Source organism: Mucilaginibacter sabulilitoris (assembly GCF_034262375.1).
GTDB lineage: Bacteria > Bacteroidota > Bacteroidia > Sphingobacteriales > Sphingobacteriaceae > Mucilaginibacter > Mucilaginibacter sabulilitoris.
In genome coordinates, this window is the sequence record NZ_CP139558.1 from 5996919 (window position 1) to 6021351 (window position 24433).

General features: G+C 40.6%; 16 protein-coding genes. 1 reads left to right on the forward strand and 15 read right to left on the reverse strand.

Features of this window, described 5'->3' with window-relative positions:
- Positions 1-43 precede the first annotated feature (43 nt).
- The 6 genes from SNE25_RS25600 to SNE25_RS25625 all read right to left on the reverse strand — a co-directional run bounded on the left by SNE25_RS25600 (position 44) and on the right by SNE25_RS25625 (position 9669).
- Entirely contained in the window at positions 44-1273 is a 1230-nt protein-coding gene (locus SNE25_RS25600) for an exo-beta-N-acetylmuramidase NamZ family protein (RefSeq protein ID WP_321561863.1), read from the reverse strand.
- Positions 1274-1290: 17 nt separating this feature from the next.
- The gene (locus tag SNE25_RS25605) at positions 1291-2139 is read right to left on the reverse strand and encodes a phosphodiester glycosidase family protein (protein WP_321561864.1); all 849 of its coding nucleotides are present in this window, start codon (positions 2137-2139) and stop codon (positions 1291-1293) included.
- Positions 2140-2407: 268 nt separating this feature from the next.
- Complete coding sequence (locus SNE25_RS25610) at positions 2408-3151, reverse strand: DeoR/GlpR family DNA-binding transcription regulator (protein WP_321561865.1); 744 nt, start codon at positions 3149-3151, stop codon at positions 2408-2410.
- A gap of 269 nt (positions 3152-3420) precedes the next feature.
- Positions 3421-4941, reverse strand: a complete 1521-nt coding sequence (locus tag SNE25_RS25615) for a RagB/SusD family nutrient uptake outer membrane protein (protein ID WP_321561866.1) — start codon at positions 4939-4941, stop codon at positions 3421-3423.
- 11 nt (positions 4942-4952) lie between these two features.
- Positions 4953-8294: a TonB-dependent receptor gene (locus tag SNE25_RS25620; RefSeq protein WP_321561867.1), complete on the reverse strand. Its 3342-nt coding sequence runs from the start codon at positions 8292-8294 to the stop codon at positions 4953-4955.
- A gap of 211 nt (positions 8295-8505) precedes the next feature.
- Complete coding sequence (locus SNE25_RS25625) at positions 8506-9669, reverse strand: FecR family protein (RefSeq protein ID WP_321561868.1); 1164 nt, start codon at positions 9667-9669, stop codon at positions 8506-8508.
- Between the two features lie 128 nt (positions 9670-9797).
- Here SNE25_RS25625 and SNE25_RS25630 point away from each other — a divergent pair, with 128 nt between their 5' ends.
- Positions 9798-10379, forward strand: a complete 582-nt coding sequence (locus tag SNE25_RS25630) for an RNA polymerase sigma-70 factor (protein WP_321561869.1) — start codon at positions 9798-9800, stop codon at positions 10377-10379.
- Between the two features lie 30 nt (positions 10380-10409).
- On the opposite strand, the gene SNE25_RS25635 is transcribed toward SNE25_RS25630, so the two are convergent.
- The 9 genes from SNE25_RS25635 to SNE25_RS25675 all read right to left on the reverse strand — a co-directional run bounded on the left by SNE25_RS25635 (position 10410) and on the right by SNE25_RS25675 (position 24354).
- Entirely contained in the window at positions 10410-11750 is a 1341-nt protein-coding gene (locus SNE25_RS25635) for a sugar porter family MFS transporter (protein ID WP_321561870.1), read from the reverse strand.
- 206 nt (positions 11751-11956) lie between these two features.
- The gene (locus SNE25_RS25640) at positions 11957-12847 is read right to left on the reverse strand and encodes a glycerophosphodiester phosphodiesterase family protein (protein ID WP_321561871.1); all 891 of its coding nucleotides are present in this window, start codon (positions 12845-12847) and stop codon (positions 11957-11959) included.
- An 85-nt stretch (positions 12848-12932) separates the two neighbouring features.
- Positions 12933-14354 carry an arylsulfatase gene (locus SNE25_RS25645; protein ID WP_321561872.1) on the reverse strand — a complete coding sequence of 474 codons (1422 nt, stop codon included), beginning with the start codon at positions 14352-14354 and terminating at the stop codon, positions 12933-12935.
- 47 nt (positions 14355-14401) lie between these two features.
- Positions 14402-15358: a glycerophosphodiester phosphodiesterase family protein gene (locus SNE25_RS25650; RefSeq protein WP_321561873.1), complete on the reverse strand. Its 957-nt coding sequence runs from the start codon at positions 15356-15358 to the stop codon at positions 14402-14404.
- A gap of 85 nt (positions 15359-15443) precedes the next feature.
- The gene (locus SNE25_RS25655; protein WP_321561874.1) at positions 15444-17105 is read right to left on the reverse strand and encodes a RagB/SusD family nutrient uptake outer membrane protein; all 1662 of its coding nucleotides are present in this window, start codon (positions 17103-17105) and stop codon (positions 15444-15446) included.
- 17 nt (positions 17106-17122) lie between these two features.
- Positions 17123-20476: a SusC/RagA family TonB-linked outer membrane protein gene (locus SNE25_RS25660; protein WP_321561875.1), complete on the reverse strand. Its 3354-nt coding sequence runs from the start codon at positions 20474-20476 to the stop codon at positions 17123-17125.
- Positions 20477-20879: 403 nt separating this feature from the next.
- On the reverse strand, positions 20880-21959 hold the full coding sequence (locus SNE25_RS25665) for a FecR family protein (protein ID WP_321561876.1): 1080 nt from the start codon (positions 21957-21959) through the stop codon (positions 20880-20882).
- A 106-nt stretch (positions 21960-22065) separates the two neighbouring features.
- On the reverse strand, positions 22066-23367 hold the full coding sequence (locus SNE25_RS25670; protein ID WP_321561877.1) for a Gfo/Idh/MocA family protein: 1302 nt from the start codon (positions 23365-23367) through the stop codon (positions 22066-22068).
- A 21-nt stretch (positions 23368-23388) separates the two neighbouring features.
- Positions 23389-24354 carry a sugar phosphate isomerase/epimerase family protein gene (locus SNE25_RS25675; protein ID WP_321561878.1) on the reverse strand — a complete coding sequence of 322 codons (966 nt, stop codon included), beginning with the start codon at positions 24352-24354 and terminating at the stop codon, positions 23389-23391.
- Between the last annotated feature and the right edge of the window lie 79 nt (positions 24355-24433).

Genomic DNA, 24433 nt, shown 5'->3' on the forward strand with positions numbered 1-24433 from the left:
GTTTAGTTTGATATTTTAGATAATTTGTTAAGCGAGGATGTGGCTATTTGTAAAGCAGGTATTGCTGCCGCATTTTTTTAAATTGGGATAGTTTGGGCTCCCAGCTTTTCCGTATTTCGTCTTCGGTTTTTCCAGCAATAATTTGTTCTTTAAGCTCTGTTGTACCGGCCAGTTTATCAAAATTGCCTATCTGTTTACTTTGCTTAAAGTCGAAAAACCTTTCTTTATAAGGATATGCCTTATACATTTCAATTAACCAGCCGAGGTTTATGCGTTTACTTTTCACCAATTTGTGGGTATCGTAATCCCTCAAATCAAGGCCATAACATGCCCGATCCTGAAACAGGGGCGTTTCGCTCATTCCTTTGATGCCAGCAGGAGTAAAAGAAAAATCATATTTACCTTTCAAATCGGGATTACCAAGCACACTAAATGGGAAATATGTACCCCTGCCTTGACTAATGATGGTACCTTCAAACAGGCACAATGAAGGATATAAAAGGATTGATTGTTGTGTATTTAAATTAGGCGATGGATGCACCGGCAGCGTGTACATCATGTCATGCGTATAATTGGCTACCGGTATAATTTTAAGTTTGCACTTTACACCATTGGCCAACCAGCCTTCGCCATTGATCATTTGGGCATATTCGCCAACGGTCATACCGTGCGCTATGGGTACAGGATGAAAACCTATGCCCGATTTGAGTTTCATATCAAGCACGGGTCCGTCAACCATATAGCCATTAGGATTGGGCCTGTCCAGTATCAGGAGTTCTTTGTTATTTTCTGCGCAGGCCTCCATAACACGGTGTAGGGTAGCCAGGTAAGTGTAATACCTTGCGCCAACGTCCTGCAGGTCATAAACCATCAGGTCAACCGCGGCAAGATCTTCTGCGCTTGGCTTACCGGTTTTGCCATATAACGACACTACCTGGATGCCCGTTTTCGGATCTGTACTGTCTTCAACCTTGGCGCCATTGCTGGCATCGCCCCTGAAGCCATGTTCGGGGCCGAAAATCTTCACAATGTTTACGCCTAATGCCTTAAGGCTATCGACGCTGGCCGTATTGCCGATTCGGGATGACGGATTAACCACCATGCCTATTTTTTTTCCGCTCAGATAAGGAAGATATTTTTCTGTTTGATCGGCACCCGGAATAATCTCTTTTTTGTGAATTCCGGATAAGGTGTGCTCATGATTGGGTTGATGCTGTACCTCTCCCCTTCCGGTTAATGTAAGCATCAATAAGGAAAGTACCGCTATTTTCATTGGCAATATATTATGTGTTAGTTTCTTTTAACCAGTATCACATTTGCTACCCTTCGCTGTCCCTTATGATCCCACTTTCCATTATCAGAAGGATAATTCACTACTCCCTCGTTTTTTACCCATAAGGTTGATGATCCGCCGCCGTCAAGATTTACTCCTTCTTTACAATGCAGCCATTGCAATATTTTATTAAGCTCGAATAAGCTTACTCCTTTTGAATTGGCATCCCGGCCGTCAACGGTAACCAGTAAAACCCTATTATTCTCCGTTACAGCAATTGCCGATCTCGGGTGGCGGGTAATGCTAAAGCTGTTTGAATCAATTTTAACCTGTCGGTCGTTATGCAACAATAACGGACCTGTAAGCATTACATCCTGCCCGTCAAGTTTATGTTCCCAGTCGGGGCTGCCATCCCATTGTTCAATATGCAGTTCCCCGTCCTTCATTACCAATGCCGCCTGCTGGTGCCGCGCACGTTTATTATCTTTTTCCAGTCGGTTTTCATTTATAACCTGACCATTTGCCTTTATAAAATCAACCGATCCACCGTTTTTAACATCGAAGAATGTTCCGTTTATGGCGGCAAGGGCCTGCTTATGATTGCCAAAATCACTGGTAATTCTTTTCACTTTAGCTTCGTACGCTATGCTGAATTTATTTTGGCGCCGTGATTTAACTTCTATGACAGATATAAACTGATTTGATTTAAAGAGCGAGTTGCTCCTGAACCATGTTTGTTTGAGATGAATGCCCGGAGCTATGCGTTTTGTTTCCCATTCGGTTCTTTTAAAGTTTATAGAGTCTGTTTGAGCAAATAAAGCTCCTGCGTTAAGCATAAACACCAATAACATTGTGATTAAACGCATACGGTTATTTTGAAGGCTTAGAAACTATTAAAATTTACAATGCTTAAAAACGCACAAAAACGCAAATACCTGCACACCTGTGCTCAAATATAAGTAATAACAAAATTAAATTCCCAATTTTATGCGTTATTTAATTTAATAACGCATAAAACCGCATTTTATATTACTATAAATGCGGTTATTCCCCTATAATTTTCAAGAAATTGTGTTATTGTAACATTCTTGTTAATGCGAAAAACGCATAAAAACTGGTAATTATCCGGGTGGATTACAGAACGTTTAAAACCTCAATATAAGGAGATAACATTTGTTCGGTGGGATCAATGTCGGTAATTAAATAATTGAGCGTATTCAAGTTACACACTTTCATTTTTTCATCAGAGTTAAGCTTTTCGGCAATGCTCACAATTGCGGTTTTGTTGGCCGATTTAATCATGGCTTTTTTTACCTGAACAACTTCCCAAACCGAATCTGTAATACCATTTTGCAATGAAATGGCATTGGTACCCAAAAAGCAAAGATCAACCTTGATATCTGCAAGCTGGTTAATAACCATAGAGCCAGTAACTATATAAGAATCGTGCAATAAGCTCCCTCCCAACAATATTACTTCGCAATCTGAATATTCTATCAGTTCCATAGCTACTACGGGGCTTACTGTAAAAAATGTACACCTGCGGTCTTTTGGTATCAACCGGGCCATTTCCATTATAGTTGTACCACCACCCAGCAACACGATCATGCCGTCGTTAATAAGCGTGAGGGCTTTCTTGGCAATCTGCCTTTTTGCATCCTGGGCATAGGTTTCTTTAATACCGGTTGTATGTGAAAATGATTTTGACATAGCCCCGCCGTACACTTTTTTTATTTTTGCACTTCCTGCCAGTTCATTCAAATCGCGCCTTATGGTATCTTCAGATACATTTAACTTAACGCATAAATCTGATGATAATACCTTATTGTGCAGGTTTATTTGCTTCATTATAAAGTTTTGTCTTTCTTCTTTTAACATAGCTTATTGATTGGGTTAGGTATGGGTTAATTTATTGTAATTATATCAAAATGTAATGGATAACGAATATTTTAACATCAAAAACATAAGACATAGCAAATTTTTATATGTTGCACCATAGAAAAATTCTATTTATAACATACAGAAAGCAAACTAAGTTAAAAGCACCGTCAGTATTAAAAACCGAATGAACCGGTTTTAAACAAAAACAGCAACCAAAATTTGGTTGCTGTTTTGTAAATTAAGATTATAATAATAAGACTATATCATTATTTATAATTAGGATTTTGAACCAACACCCCGCCACTTTTGTCAATTTCAGTTTGTGGAAGCGGCCAGCGATAAAACTTATCTTCAAAGTGATAAACAATAAGTGATGATTTAACGGCATTAAGCACAGGACCAGCTATATGCCATCTGAGCAGATCATAATGGCGTAAACCTTCAAAGGCCAGCTCAATACGGCGTTCGTGCCTTATTCTTTCGCGCATTTGATCTTTAGTATATCCTGCCGGGAAAGGTGGCATACCTACGCGTGCACGCAATGTTTTCATAGCATCGTAAACTGTTGCATCCGGTCCGGCTATTTCATTCTCAGCTTCTGCGTACATCAACAACACTTCGCCCAGGCGCAATACAACGATATCCTGCTGGCTAAGGGTTGAGAAACCGTATGGAATATTACCGGGCTCCAGAAATTTGATAGTACCGTAACCTGTAGGGCGCAAGTTTGAAGGATGGTGAACCTTACCACCTCCAAAATCAACAGAATCTACATAAACGGTTTTGGCCAATCTTGGGTCGCGGTTCTTGAACGGATGCGCAGCATCTGTTAACGGCGATGTGCCATAAGGCAAACCATCTGTGCATTCAAATGCGTCAACCATGTTTTGCAGCGGTGCGCAGGCGTCCCAGTCACCATAATACATATCTACCTGTGATGCATTGTTGGGAGCCAAATAGTTAATAGAGAAAATGATTTCGGGATTGCCTTTTTGTGTTGCATCCCTGAAAGTGTCCTCAAAATTAGGGCTCAGGCTGTATTGTGCCATTACATCCTTACACAGATCTCTCACCTGTGTTAGTATGGTTGCGTCAGGCGTTCCATTGTTTCCAAAAGCTGCAAACAGCAATACCCTTGCCTTTAATGCCTTTGCCGATGTAGAAGTCACGTGACCGCCGTTTTGCGCATAAGACACTTTATTAAGATTGGCAATACCATAATCCAGGTCTGCTGTTATCTGAGTCAGTATCTGCGCGGCGGGTACTTTAGCCTGTTTCTGGTTATCAAGAGTAAGCGGCTCAAGCACTAATGGTACATCGCCATAAATGGAATACAACTGGAAGTAGAAAAAGGCTCTCATAAACCTTGCTTCGCCTTCATATAATTTGCGATCATTATCAGTCATATCGCTATTTTTATAGGCGCTAAGGTTTTTAATCAGTGAATTTGCCCTTGCTATTCCGATGTAGCTATCATTATAAAGGGCAGTTTCGTAACCACCGGTGGTTGGACTAAAAGTTCCCTGAACAAAATCCTTGGAACTTCCCGAGTTAAACTGGGCGTATCCGTTATCGGTAAAGCAATCTCTGAAACCGATGCCAACAGAAAACTCTTCAACCTGTAACGAGGCATAAACAGCGGCCAGAACCTTGTCAAAGTCTCCTTTTGTTTTATAAAAATCGGAGGTGGCTATCTTGTCAAGGGGATTTAATTCCAGTGTTTTCTTACAAGCGCCAAAAACGAGCGTTGTAAGTAATATAGTTGTTATTATAATACGATTTTTCATGTGTGGCTTGATTAAAAAGAAACATTTAAACCAAAAGAATATATTTTATTTTGCGGGTATTGAACTCCATCGCCATTGCCATAACGTTCAGGGTCGAGACCTTTAAACTTGGTTATGGTAAACAGGTTATCGCCAGAGAAGTAAAGCCGCACCCTGTCAAGACCTATTTTTTTGGTAGTTGCAGATGGCAGTGTATAGCCAAACACTAAATTCTTAATCCTCAAATATGATGCGTTCTGTAAAAAGAAGGTTGATGGTCGTGTAATTTTATCAGGTGCACCCTGTCCCCAATAAATACGAGGCAAAGTGGTTGATGGGTGCTCAGGAGTCCAGCGGTTTAACCATTCTGTTGTAGGAGGCGTACCTTGTACAAAAGGAATAACTCCCCAGCCAGATACGTATGACTTAACGCCGTAAACACCCTGAGCCATAGCCGAAAGATCAAAACCCTTAAAGCTGGCCGCCAAGTTAAATGAGTAATTTAATTTAGGGAAAGCACCGCTTATAAGCGTACGGTCGTTATCGTTTATCACGCCGTTATTATCCACGTCTTTGTATTTAAGATCGCCGGGAAGCGTGGCATCGCCATATTGCTTAGGCGAATTGGCTACTTCCTGCGCGGTTTGGAAAATACCGATTACCTGCAGTGTATAAAAGGCATCAATGGGCAAGCCATTTTGTCTAACGGTATAACCACCAAGTTCGCGCTGGCCGATACTGATAATCTTGTTGGTAAAATGATCTGCATTAGCACCCAGGCTATAGGTAAATCCTCTTAAAGCGCCATCGCGAATTACGTTGCTGTAATTAATGCCAATCTCAAAACCTGTATTATCAACAATGCCGTCGTTGATCACCGGAGGGTTTAAGCCAACAAGAGCTGTGACTTGTGCCCGCCTTATAATATCTGACGTTCTTTTCTTATACCAATCAGCTGTTAAACTTAGGTTTTTGAATAAAGTAACATCTAAACCGACATCAGTTATGGTTGTGGTTTCCCATTTAATGATAGGATTATTTAAATCTTGTTGGGCTACGCCATTTGTTAATGTAGAATTATCAAACGAATAATTGCCGGTAAACCCTAATACAGCCTGGTAAGGATAATTGCCTGTAGGGATATTTTGATTACCTACCTGCCCCCATGAACCTCTTAGTTTTAAATTGGTAAGCCAGTCTAAATTAAGTGCCTTAATAAAAGGCTCTTCAGTTGCACGCCAGCCCGCAGAAAATGATGGGAATACCCCCCACTTGTTATCACCCGAAAATTTCGAGCTTCCGTCATAACGTATGTTACCTTCCAATAGGTAACGCTCTTTGTAATTGTAATTTAAACGCCCGAAATATGACATGATAGCCCACTGATTTTCCGAGCCAGCTGCAGACTGGATATCACTGCCGCCTGCATCTAATTGCGTCAGGGTCGGATCGGTAAAATTTCTGCGATAGCCCCTAAGGTATTCCCACTTACTTTGCTCCAAACTGTAACCAAATTGCGCTTTTATGTTATGGCCACCAAAGTCATGCGCATAATTTAAGTAACTATACAGGTTTGTATAAACAGTTTGTTCATCCTGATCGGTTAATCCCTGACCTAAGTCAAGGGATGTTTGAAACTTGTTGGTACGGAAATTATACTCGTCGAGAGTATACTTGTAATCCCTGTATTTATCCATACTAAAGTTTACCGCCCCTTTAGTGTACCATGAAAAATCTTTGTTAAACTGCACCTCTAACCAACCCTGGGCATTTGCCTCATAATCATTAGTAATGCGTTTAAAGTTTTTATCCAGTACGGCAACAGGGTTTTTGTTATTGTACTCAAAATCATAAGCTTTAAAGGTATAATGCCCGCTGCCATCAGATAAATAAGGACCGTAAGTTGGCGCTTGTGACATGGCCGAAAGAAAAAGATCCATTGATGAACCATCCCATTGGCTGGGTGATGAAGGGTTACCCGCTACAGCGTCTCTTGAGCCCGATTTTAACAGAATATTAGTACCAAATTTAATATGGTCATTAACCTTTGATGTTAAATTTACACGAGCGGTATATTTTTTATAATTAAAACCTTTCATGATACCGTTTTGGTCAATGTAACCTAATGAAACATTATAAACCGTTTTATCGTTACCACCGCTAAAGGTAAGGTTGTGATTTTGTGTAGGGGCAGTTTGAAATATCAGGCTTAACCAATCGGTATTAGGATAACGAACCCGGTCGGTAGCATTGCGATACAAGTCTATCTGATCTTGCGGATAAAGTGAGTTTGGATCAGTTATGCCGCTATTGATATGAGCCTCATTAAACAATTCCATGTAAGTGGCAGAATTTGTTATCAGTTTATACATATTGGTGGGCTTGTAGATACCTACGTTACCATCATACTGAACTTTCATTTTTCCTGCCTTGCCTTGCTTGGTGGTAACCAGCAAAACACCGTTAGCGCCTCTCGAACCGTATATTGATGCAGATGCTGCATCCTTTAAAACAGAAACGTTATCGATATCATTAGGATTAATATCATTAAGGTTACCCTGCACACCATCAATTAACACCAGCGGCTCTAAATCGGCCCCACTGTATGAGCCCATACCTCTGATCCTGATAGATACGCTTTCATTACCCGGTTCGCCGGCGCCTGTGTTTATTTTTACACCGGGCATTGTACCTTCCAGCATTGACGTTACATTGGTAACGGGGCGTTTGTTCAAATCTTCGCCGCTCACGGTTGATACCGCGCCTGTAAGGTTAACCTTTTTTTGCGTGCCGTAGCCCACTACAACTATTTCGTTAAGCGCTGATGTTTGTTCTTTTAAGCTTATATTTATTTGCGTTTCGTTACCCACCTTAACTTCCTGGGTTACAAAGCCTACAAAACTAAATACAAGTACCGCATTATTATCGGGAACGTTTAGTGTATAACTACCATCGCTTTTTGTTTGCGTACCTACGTCGCTTCCCTTTATTTTAATACTAACGCCGGGTAAGGGTAAACCTTTGTCATCCTTAACCTGGCCCGTAATGGTGATTACCTGAACCGGTTTTGCTTCAGCCAATTTTGGAGTAACAACAATGGTATTGTTATTAATCACATAACTGAATGGCTGGTTTTGAAAACATTGCTTCAATACCTCGCTCAAGTCGGTATTTTGCAGGTGCACATTTACAGGCACCGCATTTTTAAGCATTTTGGCGTTGTAAAAAACGCTAAAACCACTTTGCAGATGAATTTCCTGCAAAGCCTCCGTAAGGGTAGCATTGCTTTTGTCAAGACTGATCTTTTGTGCGAAGGTAGTGGCAGCGCTAACCTGCAGTATAGAAACCAGACACAAAAAGAATGACAACTTCATAATCAGAAATAATTTAGATTTAACACAGGGCAACTGCCTGCATCTTATTGCAGTAGAAATTTTATACATTTGAATGTTAGGTTAAATGATTGGTTACGAGAAAAATGATCATCATCAGTTACCTGACAGCTATTCGTAGCTTATCAAATACCGGGGGTGCTGCGAACATCCCCGGTTATTTTTACAGGTAACATTATTAAAGCGGAAAAATCTACTTCATAATGATTACCCTCCTTCCCTCTATTTTATAGTGAACTGAACGGGTTAGCTGCATAATATCCAGCAAATCCGTAATATTTTTATATTTTGATATAGTTCCACCAAACTCATTGTTCTTTACATCGCCTACATACTCCACATCCACATCATACCAGCGGCCAACCTGCTTCATCACCTCTACAATGTTAAGATCACGGAATATAAAGAGGCCATTTTTCCAGGCCATGGTTTGTTGAACATCAGCAATACCCACTTTAATAGCGGCGCCATTTACAGCCACTCCCTGTTGCCCAGGGGCAAGCATCACAGTTGAACCACCGCTGGCCATGCGCACAGAGCCTTCGAGCAGTGTGGTGGTTACATTATTGTTATCACTATAAGCGTTTATATTAAAGTGAGTACCCAGTACCTGTACCCGCGTACCGTTTGCCTGTACTATAAAAGGCTTGATCTTGTTTTTCGCAACTTCAAAATAAGCTTCGCCGGTTAGCTCAACCTGTCTGTCATTACCCGTAAATGCCTGCGGGAACCTGATGGATGATGCTGCATTTAACCAAACCTTGGTACCATCCTCCAATACAACCTGGTACTGCCCGCCACGCGGAGTTGTGATGGTATTAAATTCGGGAGTTGTGCTTGTGGCACTATTGCCCGCGGCTTTATTAAAATGATATACCAGCATACCATTACCGGTTTTACTTACTCTAATACCTGCTTTTGCTGCCAGATCACCGTTTTTGGCATCATCAAGTGTTATGCGTGAACCATTGGCCAGGGTGAGGTAAGCTTTATTGCCACCAGGTAAAATTGTTTTTTGTTTAACTTTAGCTACAACTGGTGTGGATTGCCCCTCCTGCTTTTCCTTTTTAAGAAAAAATAAACCAGCAAATAGTACCGCCAGAAAAAGGGCCGCAACCTGAAGCCACCGGTACTTATTAACCTTGCGTGGGGCTAACTGAACTACTTTACGGCTATCGCTTAAGCGTTGCCATATACGGTTATGTACTTCCTCCTTATTAATCAAATCATCCTCCCACTTGTCGTCAGGCAAAGTCATTTCATCGCGGTACGCATCCAGCAATTCTTTTTCGGCCGGGGTACATTGTCCGTTCATGTACTTTTCGTACAAAGCCAGAAACTCGTCTTTGGTTATCATCAGGAAAATTATTTCAGGTTTACATAGTGGTAGTGTAGATTAAGTTCAGGCACACACATACTTTTTTAATTTTTTTTTATGGGTTATAATTATTAGCCAGCTTTTCATAATTTTAACAACCCAATTGTATGCTTAAGTCCCCGCTAAGTGATGATGAACTATGGAACGCAATTCGTTGTGATAACGAATTGGCATTTACCGCGCTTTTTGACAGGTATTGGGTAAGGTTATATAAAGCGGCTCACCGTTATCTTAAAGATCATGAAGCCGCCGAAGAGGTAGTGCACGATGTTTTTTTAAATATCTGGAACCGCCGGCATCAACTGGAGATAGAATCGTTCCCTAATTTTTTGCTTACCGCTACCAGGTACCAGGTTTATAACCGGATGCGTTCGGCGAAATCGCCGATTGTTTTAACTGCAAGCGACGTGGAGTTAAATGAACTATTGGATCACAATATAGGAGAGGACCACATTAAAGACCAGGAACTGCAGCAGGAGTTAGACCAATATCTTGATCAGTTACCAAAGCGCTGCCAGGAAATATTTTATATGAGCCGGATAAATCACCTTTCGAACCAGGAAATAGCTGGTAAGCTAGGCATATCAAAACGCACTGTCGAAAATCAGATCACTGTAGCTTTAAAGCATCTGCGAACCTGTTTTAAACATATGTCAACCATTATCATATTGGGGTTTATTATCAGATAACCGCTCCCAATTTCATATAGTCTATGAAGATTAAACCTTTGCATACAACTCCTCAACTTTTTCAAGCGGAACACCTTTGGTTTCAAACACATATCGGCTTACAAACAACACCATACTGAGATTGATTATGCCATAAACACTAAAGGTAGCCACCGGCCCCAATTGCGAAAGCATTATCGGGAATGTAAGCGAAACAATAGAATTGGCCACCCAGTTGCCAAACACGGCAATGGATGTTGCGGTGCCGCGTATCTTATTCGGGAATATCTCAGCCACATATACCCATAATACCACTCCCCAGGTGCAGGCAAAACCGCCTATATAAACAAATATGGTTAGCAGCACAAAGTAGTTTTGCAGCTGATTAAAATAAAACAGGGCAGACAATGCAAACATACAAAGCCCCATGATCACCGACCCGGATAACAGCAGTTTCTTACGCCCAAGCCTGTCAATCAGCGGGAAGGCCAACAGGGTGAATATGAGGTTAACTATTCCTGTTAATATGGTTTGAAACAGCACACTGCCGCCCACATGTATTTTCTCGAATATCAGCGGCGCGTAGTAAAACACTATATTGATACCCGTAAGCTGTGCAACAGCTGCAAACACCAAACCAATAATGACGACTTTCCTGAAACGCGGACTAAAGACATCTTTTAATGCCGGGGTACTTTCAGATGCTATATCTGCAGCAACCAGATCAACCTGCTCCTGGCTTTCCTGCTCTGAATAAATGCTCCCGAATATCTTTTTTGCATCGGTTGTTTTATTTTTAGACACCAGCCACCTTGGGCTTTCGGGCACCAACAGCAACAGCACAAAAAAGATAACAGAAGGCACAACAGCCGCCGCCAGCATGTAACGCCAGAAATTATCATTATTGAGAAAAGAATACGAAGCTTCGACTATGAGATAGTTGGATATAAATGATAATAGTATCCCGGTTACAATAGCCAGTTGCTGCAGCATCCCCAAACGCCCCCTGAAACTGGGTGGCGCTACTTCTGATATATAAATAGGCGCCAATGTTGATGCCATACCAATGGCTACGCCACCAATAAAACGATAAATTACCAGCTGCATAAAACTGGCTGCAATACCACTCCCTACCGCGGCAATAATATACAGCAGTGAAGTCACGATCATTAATTTTTTACGGCCAAATTTATCAGCCAGACCACCCGCAAACAGGGCACCAGGAATACAGCCGATTGATGCAGCGGCTACAATAAGTCCTATTTCGGCATCATTAAGCTGAAAATATGGTTTCAGATAGTGCAAAGCGCCCGCGATTACTGCTGTATCAAAGCCAAACAACAATCCGCCCAGCGCGGCCACTATGGATATTAAAATAGTATAACTTTTCATAGAATAAACAAATAATGGCAGCGATGGTGTCCTGCTTAGGTAATTGGTTAATGAACAGCAATAAAAGTGACGAAAATACTATTGCTATGCAAATAATATAACGAGCAATTTAGTTTTTGTACTTACGTGGCCTATAATATGAAAAGCGTCCCGGATCTTACAATCGGGACGCTTTTTCATAGAACGTTATTTCTTTGCTTTTTATATTATTTCTTTTGATAGCTCCCGAATAGCTTTACCAATCTGTCAGGGTAATCAGATATTATGCCGTCAACCTTTAAATCGGCCATAGCCTTCATATCCGTTTCGTTATTCACCGTCCATGGTAAAACCAATACTTTATTTTCGTGAGCGCTTTTTACCATAGCCTCATTAACGCTTTTAAACTCCGGGCTTATAATTGTTGGTTTAAAGCCTAACTTGTTTATATTTTCTTCGTAACAACCGGTTGAGGTAAGAAAAGCCGTTTTCATTTGAGGCCAGTCGTGGTGGAGCACCTGCAGCGTACGTGGATCAAATGATTGTATAATTACCCTGTCGGCTATTTTCTTTTGGGTAATTACCGCCATCAGCAACTTCACAAACACTTCAGGTACCGGATTGGTAATATTATCGCCCGCTGGCCTGCTCTTGGTTTCCATGTTGTAGTACACCGGTTTAAGGTGGTTTACCTTAACGTAGTTTTCTACACTATCAATAAGATCGGCCAACAATGGTTTATACGTTTTAACCATTTTCTGGCCGGGGAAATCAGGGTGCTGTTTTACCCCCTCCTGAAAAAGACGAATGCTATCATAAGGCATTTTGTACAAAACATACTTTTTTTCTTCGCCCTTTGCAATTTCAGAACCATCAGGTTTAAGCATGATGTTTGACGACATCACCGGATCATGCGAAACCATTACTTTACCATCGGCAGTTATCTGGCAATCCAGTTCCAGTGTACGCACACCGGTACGAACCCCATTTATCATGGCAGGGATAGTATTCTCTGGCATTAAAGCTCGCCCCCCGCGATGGCCCTCGGTATCAAACTCCTGAGCCTTAACAGTTAAGAAACAGCCGCAGCTAATTAACAACATTAATAAGTACTTCATATATTTATTTTGTTTCAATTATTTACAAACGGCTAATATTAGTCATTTTTTTTTACCCCTATGTGAACAGCCGATTAAATCCATATTAGTACAATGCCTTCCTTTTGGTTAATGGAAACTCCGGATTATCAGTACGGATAGCTCTCATTTGTTTTTTTATGCTATCAACCACATCGGGATATTTATCGGCCAGGTTAGTGGTTTCTTTTACATCTGTTTTAATGTTATACAGTTCAAATGGCTTTTCATAAGTACTGATGCCTTTCCAGTCACCTTTTAATATCGCCTGGATAGGTCCACGGGTTTCATTAACCTCCCAGTAAAAGTACTCATGTTCTTTTTGTTGTTTATTATTACCTAACAATGCTGGCAGATAAGATATGCCATCGGTTTTAATTGTTGGCTTTATACCGGCTACCTCGCAGGCTGTAGGTAAAAAATCCCAAAAGGCCGAGGCATGGTCAGATACGGAACCCGGTTTTATTTTGCCGGGCCAGCGGGCAGCAAAAGGTTCACGCAGGCCACCTTCATATAAAGACAGCTTGCCTCCGCGAAAGGGGCCATTACTGTCGAAAAATCCGTTATCAAATCCGGGGCCATTATCACTTGTAAAAATAACCAGCGTGTTATTATCAATTCCCTGTTTTTTTAATTGAGCTAAAATTTGCCCGACATAGCTGTCCAATCTCGAAACCATACCCGCATAAGCTGTATTACCCTCGGGGTCATGGTAATAGTGCCCAACCTTCATTGGCCTTTCGGGCCATCCCAGGTTCTCATACTGCTTTTTAGAATCCTCAGGTACAGTAAGTTCATTATGCGGGGTAGTATATGGCAGGTATAAAAAGAATGGCGTATTACGATGATCTTTTATATAGGTGATCGCCTCTTCGGTAAACATGTCATTTGAATATTTCCCGATATGTTTGGCCGGATTGTTTCCGGGTAACATTACCTTATCATTGTTGCGCCAAATGTATTCCGGGTAGTAATGATGAGCTTCGCGGTGACTGTTAAAACCTAAAAAATAATCAAAACCGTGGCTCAGGGCGCTCCCGGTAGTATTATATTCATTCATTCCCCACTTGCCTATAACAGCAGTGGCGTAACCTGCCTTTTTCAATTCATTTGCAACAGTTATATCGTTTGTACCCAAATCGCCGCCTTTACCGCTGACGCTCCACTCGTTGAGTTCACGCACAGTTGCATGTGCGTTGTTAACACCTGTTAGCAATGCCGCGCGCGAAGGCCCGCAAACCGCGGTACCCGCATAGTGTTGTTTAAAGATGATGCCCTCACGCGCCATCTGATCAAGGTTGGGTGTTTTTATTTTAGTTTGCCCATTAAAGCCAACATCGCCATAACCCATATCGTCAGCCAAAATGAAAATAATGTTGGGTTTATCCTCTTTATGGGGTTGAACTGGCTCATCCGGATGATATTTAAATCCGCACCATATTAATGGTGCGATTACAACTGCAAAACAGGCAAAATATCTTCTTTTCATAATTATTGTATTGATATTAACAGCTATCTTTTAGCGAAGTGCTTCCATTAAAAAAACTTAGCTTTTGATGATGAGGCCATCTTTGCCTGTTGCAGATCATGAATAGCCGTACCAGCCTCAATAGCCAAATTGGCCTCAATAACATCGGCACCTGCTGCTATTATACTTTTATAATCTTTATTAAGCTCTTCAATACTTATATTTCCCTTAGTATAAGCAGCATCGTAGCTAAAGGCAGCCCCTTCCATACACATAGCTCCACGTTTATGAATTTCGTTAAATACCGTTGGATCTGTTACGGGTTTCTGACTTACAAAAACTATCACATTTTGCCATGGTACACCAGAGTTATCAAACTCTTTAACTTTTTCAACGCTGTTAAGCATCACTTCCATTACGATGTTTTTATCCAACTTGTAGCATTTTTGCGCGTCGGCTATGGTATATGCCATAATAATTGTGCTCGCGTATGCCTTATGTTCCTGCACTTTTTTTACACGGGCTTCCATTGATAGCTCTTTCATATCCATCACTAATATGGTTTTGCCTTTAGCCCATTCCAGCACCTCATCTAACGTTGGGATCTGGTAATTGGTAAGGTTACCATCAACATCTTTTAATTTGTAGCTTTTAACTTCCTTTAATGTGTGGTCGGCTATTTTGCCGGTTCCATTGCTTGTTCTGTCAAGTGTTGCATCGTGCATTACAACAATATCGCTGTCTTTGGTGTAATGTGGATCCATCTCTAAAAGAGAGTGTACATGACTAAGCGTATTTTCAAAGGTAGCGATGCAATTTTCAGGATATCCTTTCCGTGCCCCTCCTCTGTGGGCACTTATAAACGGTACTGCATCCGGAGTGTATTTAAAAAACTCTTTTACATCCTTTGCATTATGCAGCTTAAACGTATAGAACTTATCGGCAGCCTTAAAGCCAAGCACGGCAACAAAAGCAACAGGCAGTAATATCAAAATGCCTGCATAGTATTTTACTGATCTTTTCATAAATATTTATTTACAGAGAATCTAAATGAATAATAAACCATACAAAACAGGTATGGTGTAAAATAAGCACCATACCCGTTTTTATTTAATAACCCGGATTTTGCGTAATTTTAGAATTTTGCGCAATAACGGTTTGTGGAATTGGCATCAGGTAATTTTTGGCAGGCTTAAATATAATTTGTCCACCTCCTATGTTTACTTTTTCATAGGTAAGCGCAGTACCTGTACCTGTAATTTTCATAGCCCTTAGCGGTTTGCTGAATACCTGGTCGGCTATGCGCCAGCGCCATAGATCAAATAACCTTTTACCTTCAAAGGCCAACTCAATCCTGCGCTCCCTTCTGATACGCTGACGCAATTGATCCTGAGATAAACCACCCGGCAGATTTGGCAAGCCACCGCGTGCCCTAACCTTATTAACAGCATCATAAACACTTTGCTCCGGGCCCGAAACTTCGTTTTTAGCCTCAGCATAGTTTAACAATATTTCAGCATATCGCCATATTATTGCATTTGCGCCGCCTGTACGTGTACCAATGTTGGCACTGCCCGGTACAATTGCGGGGTCAAGCAGTTTTCTTAAAAAGTAACCTGAACGGGTACTACCACCCGCTCCCGATGGATCAAAAACGTTGCGATTATTAGGTATGCCCGCGCGGGTATAAATAACACCATTACGCCAGGTGCATCCATCATAAATTATTGATGCCGCGAAACGTTTATCCCTGTTGTTATACGGATTGGCCGGATCAAACATGGCAGAGCCTTCTGCCTCGGTTTTACCATCTAAAAACTCATAAGAATCAACCAGATCCTGGGTTGGGTTTACAGCGCCATAGCCGGTACCGTCAGTAACCTGAACAGGTCCCCAGTAGCTATCCCTGGAAGTCCCTTTAATGATTGGTGCGTACTGAATATCAAAAACAACCTCTTTATTGTCATCATTGGCCGAATAAAATATGCCTGCATAATCACCAAACAGATCGTAACCTGCGCCAAGGTTCATGATCTTTAAATTAGTTGCGGCCGCATTTTGCCATTTACCGGCATATAATTCTTCCTCGCCCTCTAAAGCCAGCGCAGCTCCTTTTGTAGCCCTGCCAATATTATTACCTGTTACAGTAAGTGGCAGATCAGCTTGTATGTCTTCACATTCTTTTTCAATAAAGGAAACACATTCCTCATAAGTGTTGCGAGGATAAAAAATAGCATCACCATCAGTACTTTGATTAAGCGCCTTAAGAATAAGCGGTACTCCGCCGTAAAGATCAATTAACGATTTGTAATAATATGCTCTTAAAAACCTGGCCTGCGCTATATATGATTTTTTTGTGGCCTCGTCAAAGGTAGCTGGTGTAAGCTTGGTAATAAACAGGTTGCACTTACGGATATTGGCATACATGTTTTGCCATTGCTTATCAAAAATTGGAACAGTTGCTCCATATCCCCCATTTGCAAAAGCCTGGTATGAAGGGATACCGGCCAATGGCCCGCTTACCGAATTATCAGAGTAATTATCAAGCGGGTCGTTGCTGATCTCGGTAGGTAACAGCGTAAATACCGACGACCATGGGCCCGGATTTAAACTGTTATATATATCATTTAAAAACAGGCCTGCATTTTCTGGTGTTGAAAAAACGGAAGCATCCGTTAGCTGATCAGTAGGCGTAACATCCAGCACCTTATCGTTACAAGATATGGCTGATATGCACACTATTGTTATAAAAATTAATTTTATTGCTTTCATTGTCATATCGTAAAAAATTAAAAATTCACGTTTACCCCCATTGAGTAAACCTTTTGCTGGAAGTAATATCTTGATCTGGTACTTCCTGAGGCACCCAGTTCAGGATCAATGAAGTTATCAGCAGAAAACGTTAACAGGTTTTGCCCGGAAACAAATACTCTTAATGATTTAATTCCGATTTTGCCGGTTAATAACAGCGGGAATGTATAACCTATCTGCGCGGTTTTAAGTCTTAAATAACTTCCGCTGCTTATATATAATGATGATGGCTGAGAGCTATTGGTATTGGGCGAGGGCAATAATATAGGGTACCTGGCATTTGGATTACTCGGCGACCAGGTATTCATTTGCTCTTTAAATATTTTCGCACCGTTAAAAAATGCTGCTCCGGCCTCATCAATAAGCAGATAGCTACCTTCAGCGGCTCCCTGCCAAAGCATACTGATATCAACTCCTTTCCAGGCGATACCTCCGGTTAAACCGTAAACAATTTGCGGAACAATGGGCTTACCTATCGGCACCTGGTCATTATCATCTATTTTTCCATCTCCGTTTTGGTCTTTGTATTTGATATCACCCGGAATTAACTTGCCAAACTGGGTTGCTGATGAGTTTATTTCATCCTGTGACTGGAAGAAACCAATGGCTTGGAAACCAAACTGGGTACCTAAAGGCCTTCCAGTTAACCTGCGGTTAGGATTATTATAGGTGGCACCACTTTCAAAAGTTTGCACCAGTTTATTCTTCGCGTAACTGAAGTTAAACCCTACGTTATATGATAACCCGTTAGCGAAATTATGTGAGTGGTTTATAGAGAAATCCAATCCTTGATTATCCATTATACCGCCATTCACCTGCGATAAGCCGATACCATACTCTAATGGCACTGTAGCTGTTGGAGGTACCAGCATGTCTGAACGACGCTCCTTAAATACATCAAATTCAAAGCCTAACTGTCCTTTAAATAATAGACCTTCTAAGCCAATATCCAGCTTTTTAGAGGTTTCCCAGGTAATGTCTGGGTTTGACTGGGCACGTTCAAACGCACCCTGTACCTGTGTATAAGATGTGCCACCAAAAACATAGCTGCTGTTAACACCGTAAGAACTAAGGTATTGAAATGCAGAACCTGCCAGGTTGCCCGATTTACCAATCGAACCGCGAAGTTTCAGGTTATCAATCCAGCTATAGTTGTCGCGGATAAAACTTTCCTGTGATAGTCTCCAGCCCAGTGAAAGCGCCGGAAAAAAGGCAAATCTTTTACCGGGAGCAAAATAATAATGGCCATCATACCTGCCAGAAAACTCAGCAAAGTATTTTTGATCATAATTATAGCTGGCACGGTATACATATCCAATTTGTTTTGAGCTGTTTGAGGAGCCACTGTTATCATAATCATTTTTAGCCGAACTGCCTAACGAAAGCTCATCCAGGTCAACCTGATAGTTCATGCGGGAGGCGCCAAACAAATTATTATTTCCGCTCCTCTTCTCGGCCACAGCTAATAAATTGATATCGTTTTTACCAAATGTGCGCTGATAGGTAATATATCCCTGCAAAGTTGTATTAACCGCCTGGTTGAAACTTTCACTAAGACTTGGCGCAGCTAAACCTGCTTTAACAGGTATAAATTGGTTTGAAGCATTTAAAGAATAGTAGGTATATGGGGTTTGAAAATTTTTATCAAAAATATAACCCTTGTCATAGGCTATCACACCCTTAATTGCCAGGCCCTTTATAAAGGGTAGTTTTTGCTCAATTGATAATTGGGTAAACAAAATGTTATTGTCTTTTTTATCATACCCGCTGTCATATATTGATGGCAATAATGTATTACCAGGCAAACCGTTGCTAAAGCTTAACTGATTTGGTAATAAGGGCGAGTTTTTAGTAACCGAAGTATATATACCTGCCCCTGATGTTGCCCCGGGATTTTTGGTTATCTCATAGCTGGCTTTTACATCTAACGAAACAGTAGTTGTTTTGGTCGCATTTACATCAACGTTACTGGCCAGGTTGTACCTGGAATAGTTAATTACATTTACAGATCCTTCCTGATATAAATAACCTATAGAGGTAAAAAAACGCACCTTATCAGAACCGCCGCTGAGGGTTAAATTATGAGAGGTCATGGGCGCGTTAAAGTTGATCACCTCTCTTATCCAGTCATGATCTGGATAATGATCTGGATCTGAATGATCTTTATATTTTTGCAGCTGATCTGCAGAATAAGCTTCCGGTAAGCCAGCATTCTTATCGGCCTGGTTGTAAGCTGTCGCATAGTCATAAGCGTTTAAATAATCCGGAAAACGGGCAGGGCGCTGAAAACCATACCAGCCATTATAACTTAATGACATTTTACCTTCCTTGCCTCTTTTGGTGGTAATTAAAATTACCCCGTTTGCACCAGCTAAACCATAAGGTGCCACCGCTGCCGCGTCTTTAAGCACTGTAATGCTTTCTATTTCATTTGGGTTTATCTGTGAAAATGCACGGGGTATCCCATCAACTATGGTAAGGGCAGATGCATTTGCACCAGTTTGGGTGGTACCAATTCCCCTAACCCTTATGGTAGCTCCGTCGGCTCCCGGCTCACCGGTACCCTGAACAGCTGATATGCCCGGTACTCTTCCTGCTATACTATTGGTAACATTAGCAACAGGGTTATTTACTATATCAGCACCTTTTACTGTAGAGATAGCAGCTGTGGTTGATGATTTTTTCTGGGTTCCATAACCAACTACGACTACCTCATTCAAGCTTTTATTTTCATCGAGCAATGTTACTTCCAAAACACTTTTACCACTTACCGGTATTTCCTGCGTTTGAAAGCCTACAAATGAAAACACCAGCACAGCATCCTCAGGAGCATCAATTTCAAAAATACCGTTCTGGTCTGTTAACGTACCCTTATTTACATTTTTGATTTTTACCGATACACCGGGCAAGGTAACGCCCTTACTATCCTTAATAATACCTTTTATTTTTATCGGAACTATTTTACCGTTATTAGGAGCTATAATGATTACATCATTAGGCAAAATATTAAAATTCAGGCCAAATTTTTCCAATGACGATTGCAGTAAATCCTCTATCGCAACATTCCCGTTTGCTTTTATTTGTACCGGTGCGTTAACAGGTACTTCTTTATTACTATAAAAAAACCGGTATTTACTTTGATTTTCGATCATTTCAAAAACCCGGATTAACCTAACTTCCTTTTTATCTGTCTTAACAGTAATTTCTTTTTGAGAATATACTTTGGCCGACAGTTGCAGACAAAATAGAAATACAAACAAAATTGTGAACCGCATAGTTAATTGAAGCTTCCGCATACGGTGTTTAACCGCATACAGCATTTTTTTTTTCATACATTTGTGTTTTAAGTAATCAATAATAGATTTGGGTAATTTCAAGTGCTCTTGTCTTTTTAATTGCTTAAAATTTTAAGGGGAATGTTGCCGCATTTCCCTTTTTTATTTTATTCAACTTTGTTGGAGGTGGGAGTAAATTTCATTTCATACATTTTATTTTAAGTGAAACAACATGGACTTATTAAGCTGCACACACAAGGGAAGACAGCAGGCATTTTAAATTCTACTAAGCAAAATCTATTTTTATTATGGTTTCTGGTTAATATGTGTAGACTTAGTTCATCATAAACCACATGTGCGTAACCCATAGCAAAAGCTATGGGAACAAAAGGAAATCGTCATGATAACGGGATTATTATTCCGGATAATTGGTTGCTTTGTGATAATTACTTATGAGAGATTATAATGAACCAATCAACACTTTATCGTGATTTATCTGATATTTAAAGGGAGTTATTTGTTGAAGTACTTTTAACGCCTGTTCAATATTTTCATTCCTGAAAACTCCGGTCAGATAAGCGCGTTTTATTTTAGCGTCGCTGAAGGTAATCTCAACGTTATAACGTCTTTCCATTTTTTTTGCGAGGTCTTCAAATGTTTCGTTTTTAAAAACCAACTCATTATTTATCCAGGCTATTTCCGCAAATTTGCTTTCAATGTTTTTATCTACCGTGAGGGAGGCAATATTATAATTGCTTTCAGAATAATCTCCCTGCTCTGAGCCAGCTGGTTCCTTATCAATATTGGCAATACTATTTGTCAATGTAATTTTCTGGTTTGGTTTGAGTATGATTTTTTTTGCCGCATTATTCTTAAAAGAAATTTCAATTGCTCCTTCAATTAACGAGGCTTCTGTAACTTTTTCGCCGGGGTAGGCTTTTACATTAAATGTTGTCCCTATATCCTTTATGTCGGCATTAGCAGTATGAATGATGAAGGGGTGTTGTTTATCATGCACTATCTTGAAATAAGCTTCGCCCGATAAAAAAACCTCTCTTGCATCTGCAGAGATATAGTTTTTGGCATAGGTTAGTCTGCTGCCCGAATTTAAAATTATCTGACTGCCATCGGGCAATGCAACATCGGTTTTAGTACCATTTTGTACTACAATTTCGTTATTCTCATTCGCCAGATCACCTGGTTTGTTAATATACTTATAACTCAATATACCAATCAACGAAACCGAAAACAGGATCATCGCCGCTATTCCCGTTCTTATCCACATACGGGATATTGCCGGTTTTACCTGATCTGTCTTGTCAGCGGTATCAATATCATCATATTTTAACAACGTTTCTATCTCATTTATAAACGTCTGCGGAATGGCTTCTTTGTCGTCTAAACTATTTAAAACCTCATAGGTATACCAAACATCCGGATAAGCTTGAAAAAGCCCATCTAACTCCTGTTCTTCAGCAGGGGTTAGCGAGCCCGAAAGCTTTTTACCCATTAAAATCCATATCCTGTTCTTAATACCCATTATATCTGCAGCAGCTTGTTTATAAACTGTTAAACATTTTCGCAAATAAGCACCTTTAATTCTTTTATTTAGTTATAAAACGATTTAAAAAAATGCCTATCTATAATTATAAAATATTAAACCCCGACCGCATTTTACGACTTAGCAATTGATTTGCATCGGCATCATTAAACTTCTCTGTCTTAGGATCCCACTTCAAGGGCTTTTTAAGCTCATATGCAATATTACCTATATTGCATACTGTAGCTGTACGATGGCCTGTTTCCACATCGCAAATTGGTTTGCTCCGCTTTTTTATAGCGGTTAACCAATCATCATAATGGTTAGTACTTAAATAAACATGCTTTTCGTTTTCGCTTATTTGCTTATTCTGCAATGCCGGAGGAAGTGTTATTTTATGACGCTGTACGTCGATAGTTGCCTCTGTACCAATAAATCGCATGGCATTTTGCTTGCCAAAATTTTCATGGTACATTTTAACACCGTTGCCGTAAATGTAAGTAAGAAAGGCATTTTCCTTCCCGTCTGGAGGAATAACCTGCCCCGGACCGCTCTCGTCCATATCAAGGGCCCATTGTGCAATATCAAACATGTGTGCGCCCCAGTCAGTCATACCGCCGCCGCCAAAACCTTTAAAATCGCGCCATCTTGCCCATAAATCAACGCCAACAGCAGGATTTAATTCGTGGTTAAAAACAATATATTCATTTGGCCCCAGCCAGGTATTCCAGTCAAGGCCGGTGGCTACAGGCTCCTGTGGCAGGTTAAAATCAACCGGCGGACCGCCAACGCTTACCTTAATTTCTTTTAGCTCTCCTAAATAACCATTACGTACCAATTCAGCAGCCTGCCTGAATTCGGGCCACGAACGCTGCATGCTGCCTGTTTGAAAAACCCGTTTATTTTTCCTTACCGCCTTAACCATTGCTCGGCCTTCTGCAACTGTTAAAGAAAGTGGCTTTTCACAATAAATATCCTTGCCTGCATTTGCAGCCTGCACACCAATTACAGCATGCCAGTGGTCGGGCGTTGCAATTACTACCGCATCAATATCCTTACGGCTTAATATATCTTTATAATTATGATAGGTTTTAATACTCGCGTACTTCTGCTCAGGTTTATTCTGTGCGTAATAAGTGCTTACAAGGTTGGCAAAATTATTTACCTTGGCTTCATAAACATCACTAACCGCTACTATTTGTGCATTGGTAAGCGGCAGGAAGTTTTTTTGTAAAGTGAGCGACTGCCGGCCGGCGCCTATGAATCCCAATGTTATTTTATCGCTCGGAGGTACAAAACCTGTACCGCCTAAAACATGGCGCGGAACTATAAAAAAAGCAGAAAGCACCGCGGCTTTTTGAATAAATTGTTTCCTGGTTATTCCAGAATCATTAATGTTATTTTCCATATAATACCTAACAAATTATATTTATGAAACCAAAACCTTTTTACAATAATCAAGACAATTTTTCACTTCTGTAAAGGTATCAGTGCCATTGTATTCATATTCAATATTGGCCGGGATAGGCCAATTGTTATCACGTATTAACCGTAATATTTCGGCAATGGGGGTATCGCCCTGTCCAAATGGGGTACGGATGCCATGATTGCGCTTTCTGTCTTTTAAATGAATGCAGTATATCTTTTGGTGATGTTCGCGGATATAGCTTAAAGGATCCTGATTGGCGGCTGTAAAATGACCTATGTCGAGATTAATCCCAATATAATCAGAGTTATCTGCCATGCCGTTCACAAAACTTTCGGGAGATGCTATTTCATTAGGTTTTTCAAAATGGTCATGATTATGCATGCCTACCCTCACTTTATACTTTTGAGCATAAACATCAACCCGTCTCATCACGCTTACCGTAGGCGATGTAGTTAGCAGGTCGGTTCCCAGGGCACGTGTTATTCTAAATATGGTATCAATACTTACATCTGAAGTATTATCCTTAATAGTACCATTATATGCCTGTATCGTTATTCCAGCCTGTTCAATTTTGTCACGAAGCTTCTTGATATCGCCTATATTAAGTTCGGCCCGCCATTTTTCCAGCCCCGCCTGTTTAGCCTTTGTTTGCTCTGGAGTGCTGTTGGGTTTCCACTGAAATTCAGATGGTTCTACATGGCCCTCCCAAAGCTCACAGCTTTTTATTCCAAGCTCCTTCATTGCCTTTATTGTTTCGTCAAGGTTACGGTCCCGAAAACTGTAGGTTTGTATTCCTATTGATACCTTTCCAGGTAAATAATTTGAACCCGCTTGCTTTTTATTATGCCCTTCTTCGCTTTTACTAAAGGAAGGCTGGCTATATAGTAAAGCCGACAAACCAACAAAAGCAGATGTGCCCTTTAAAGCTATCTTGCCCCATTGGCGCCGTGTAATCTTTTCATGCATAAATTGAAAAATTATATTCTTTAACTTAACAAGGATTAGGTATATTTTTAATAATATAATTCCCTGTCATGAACTTATT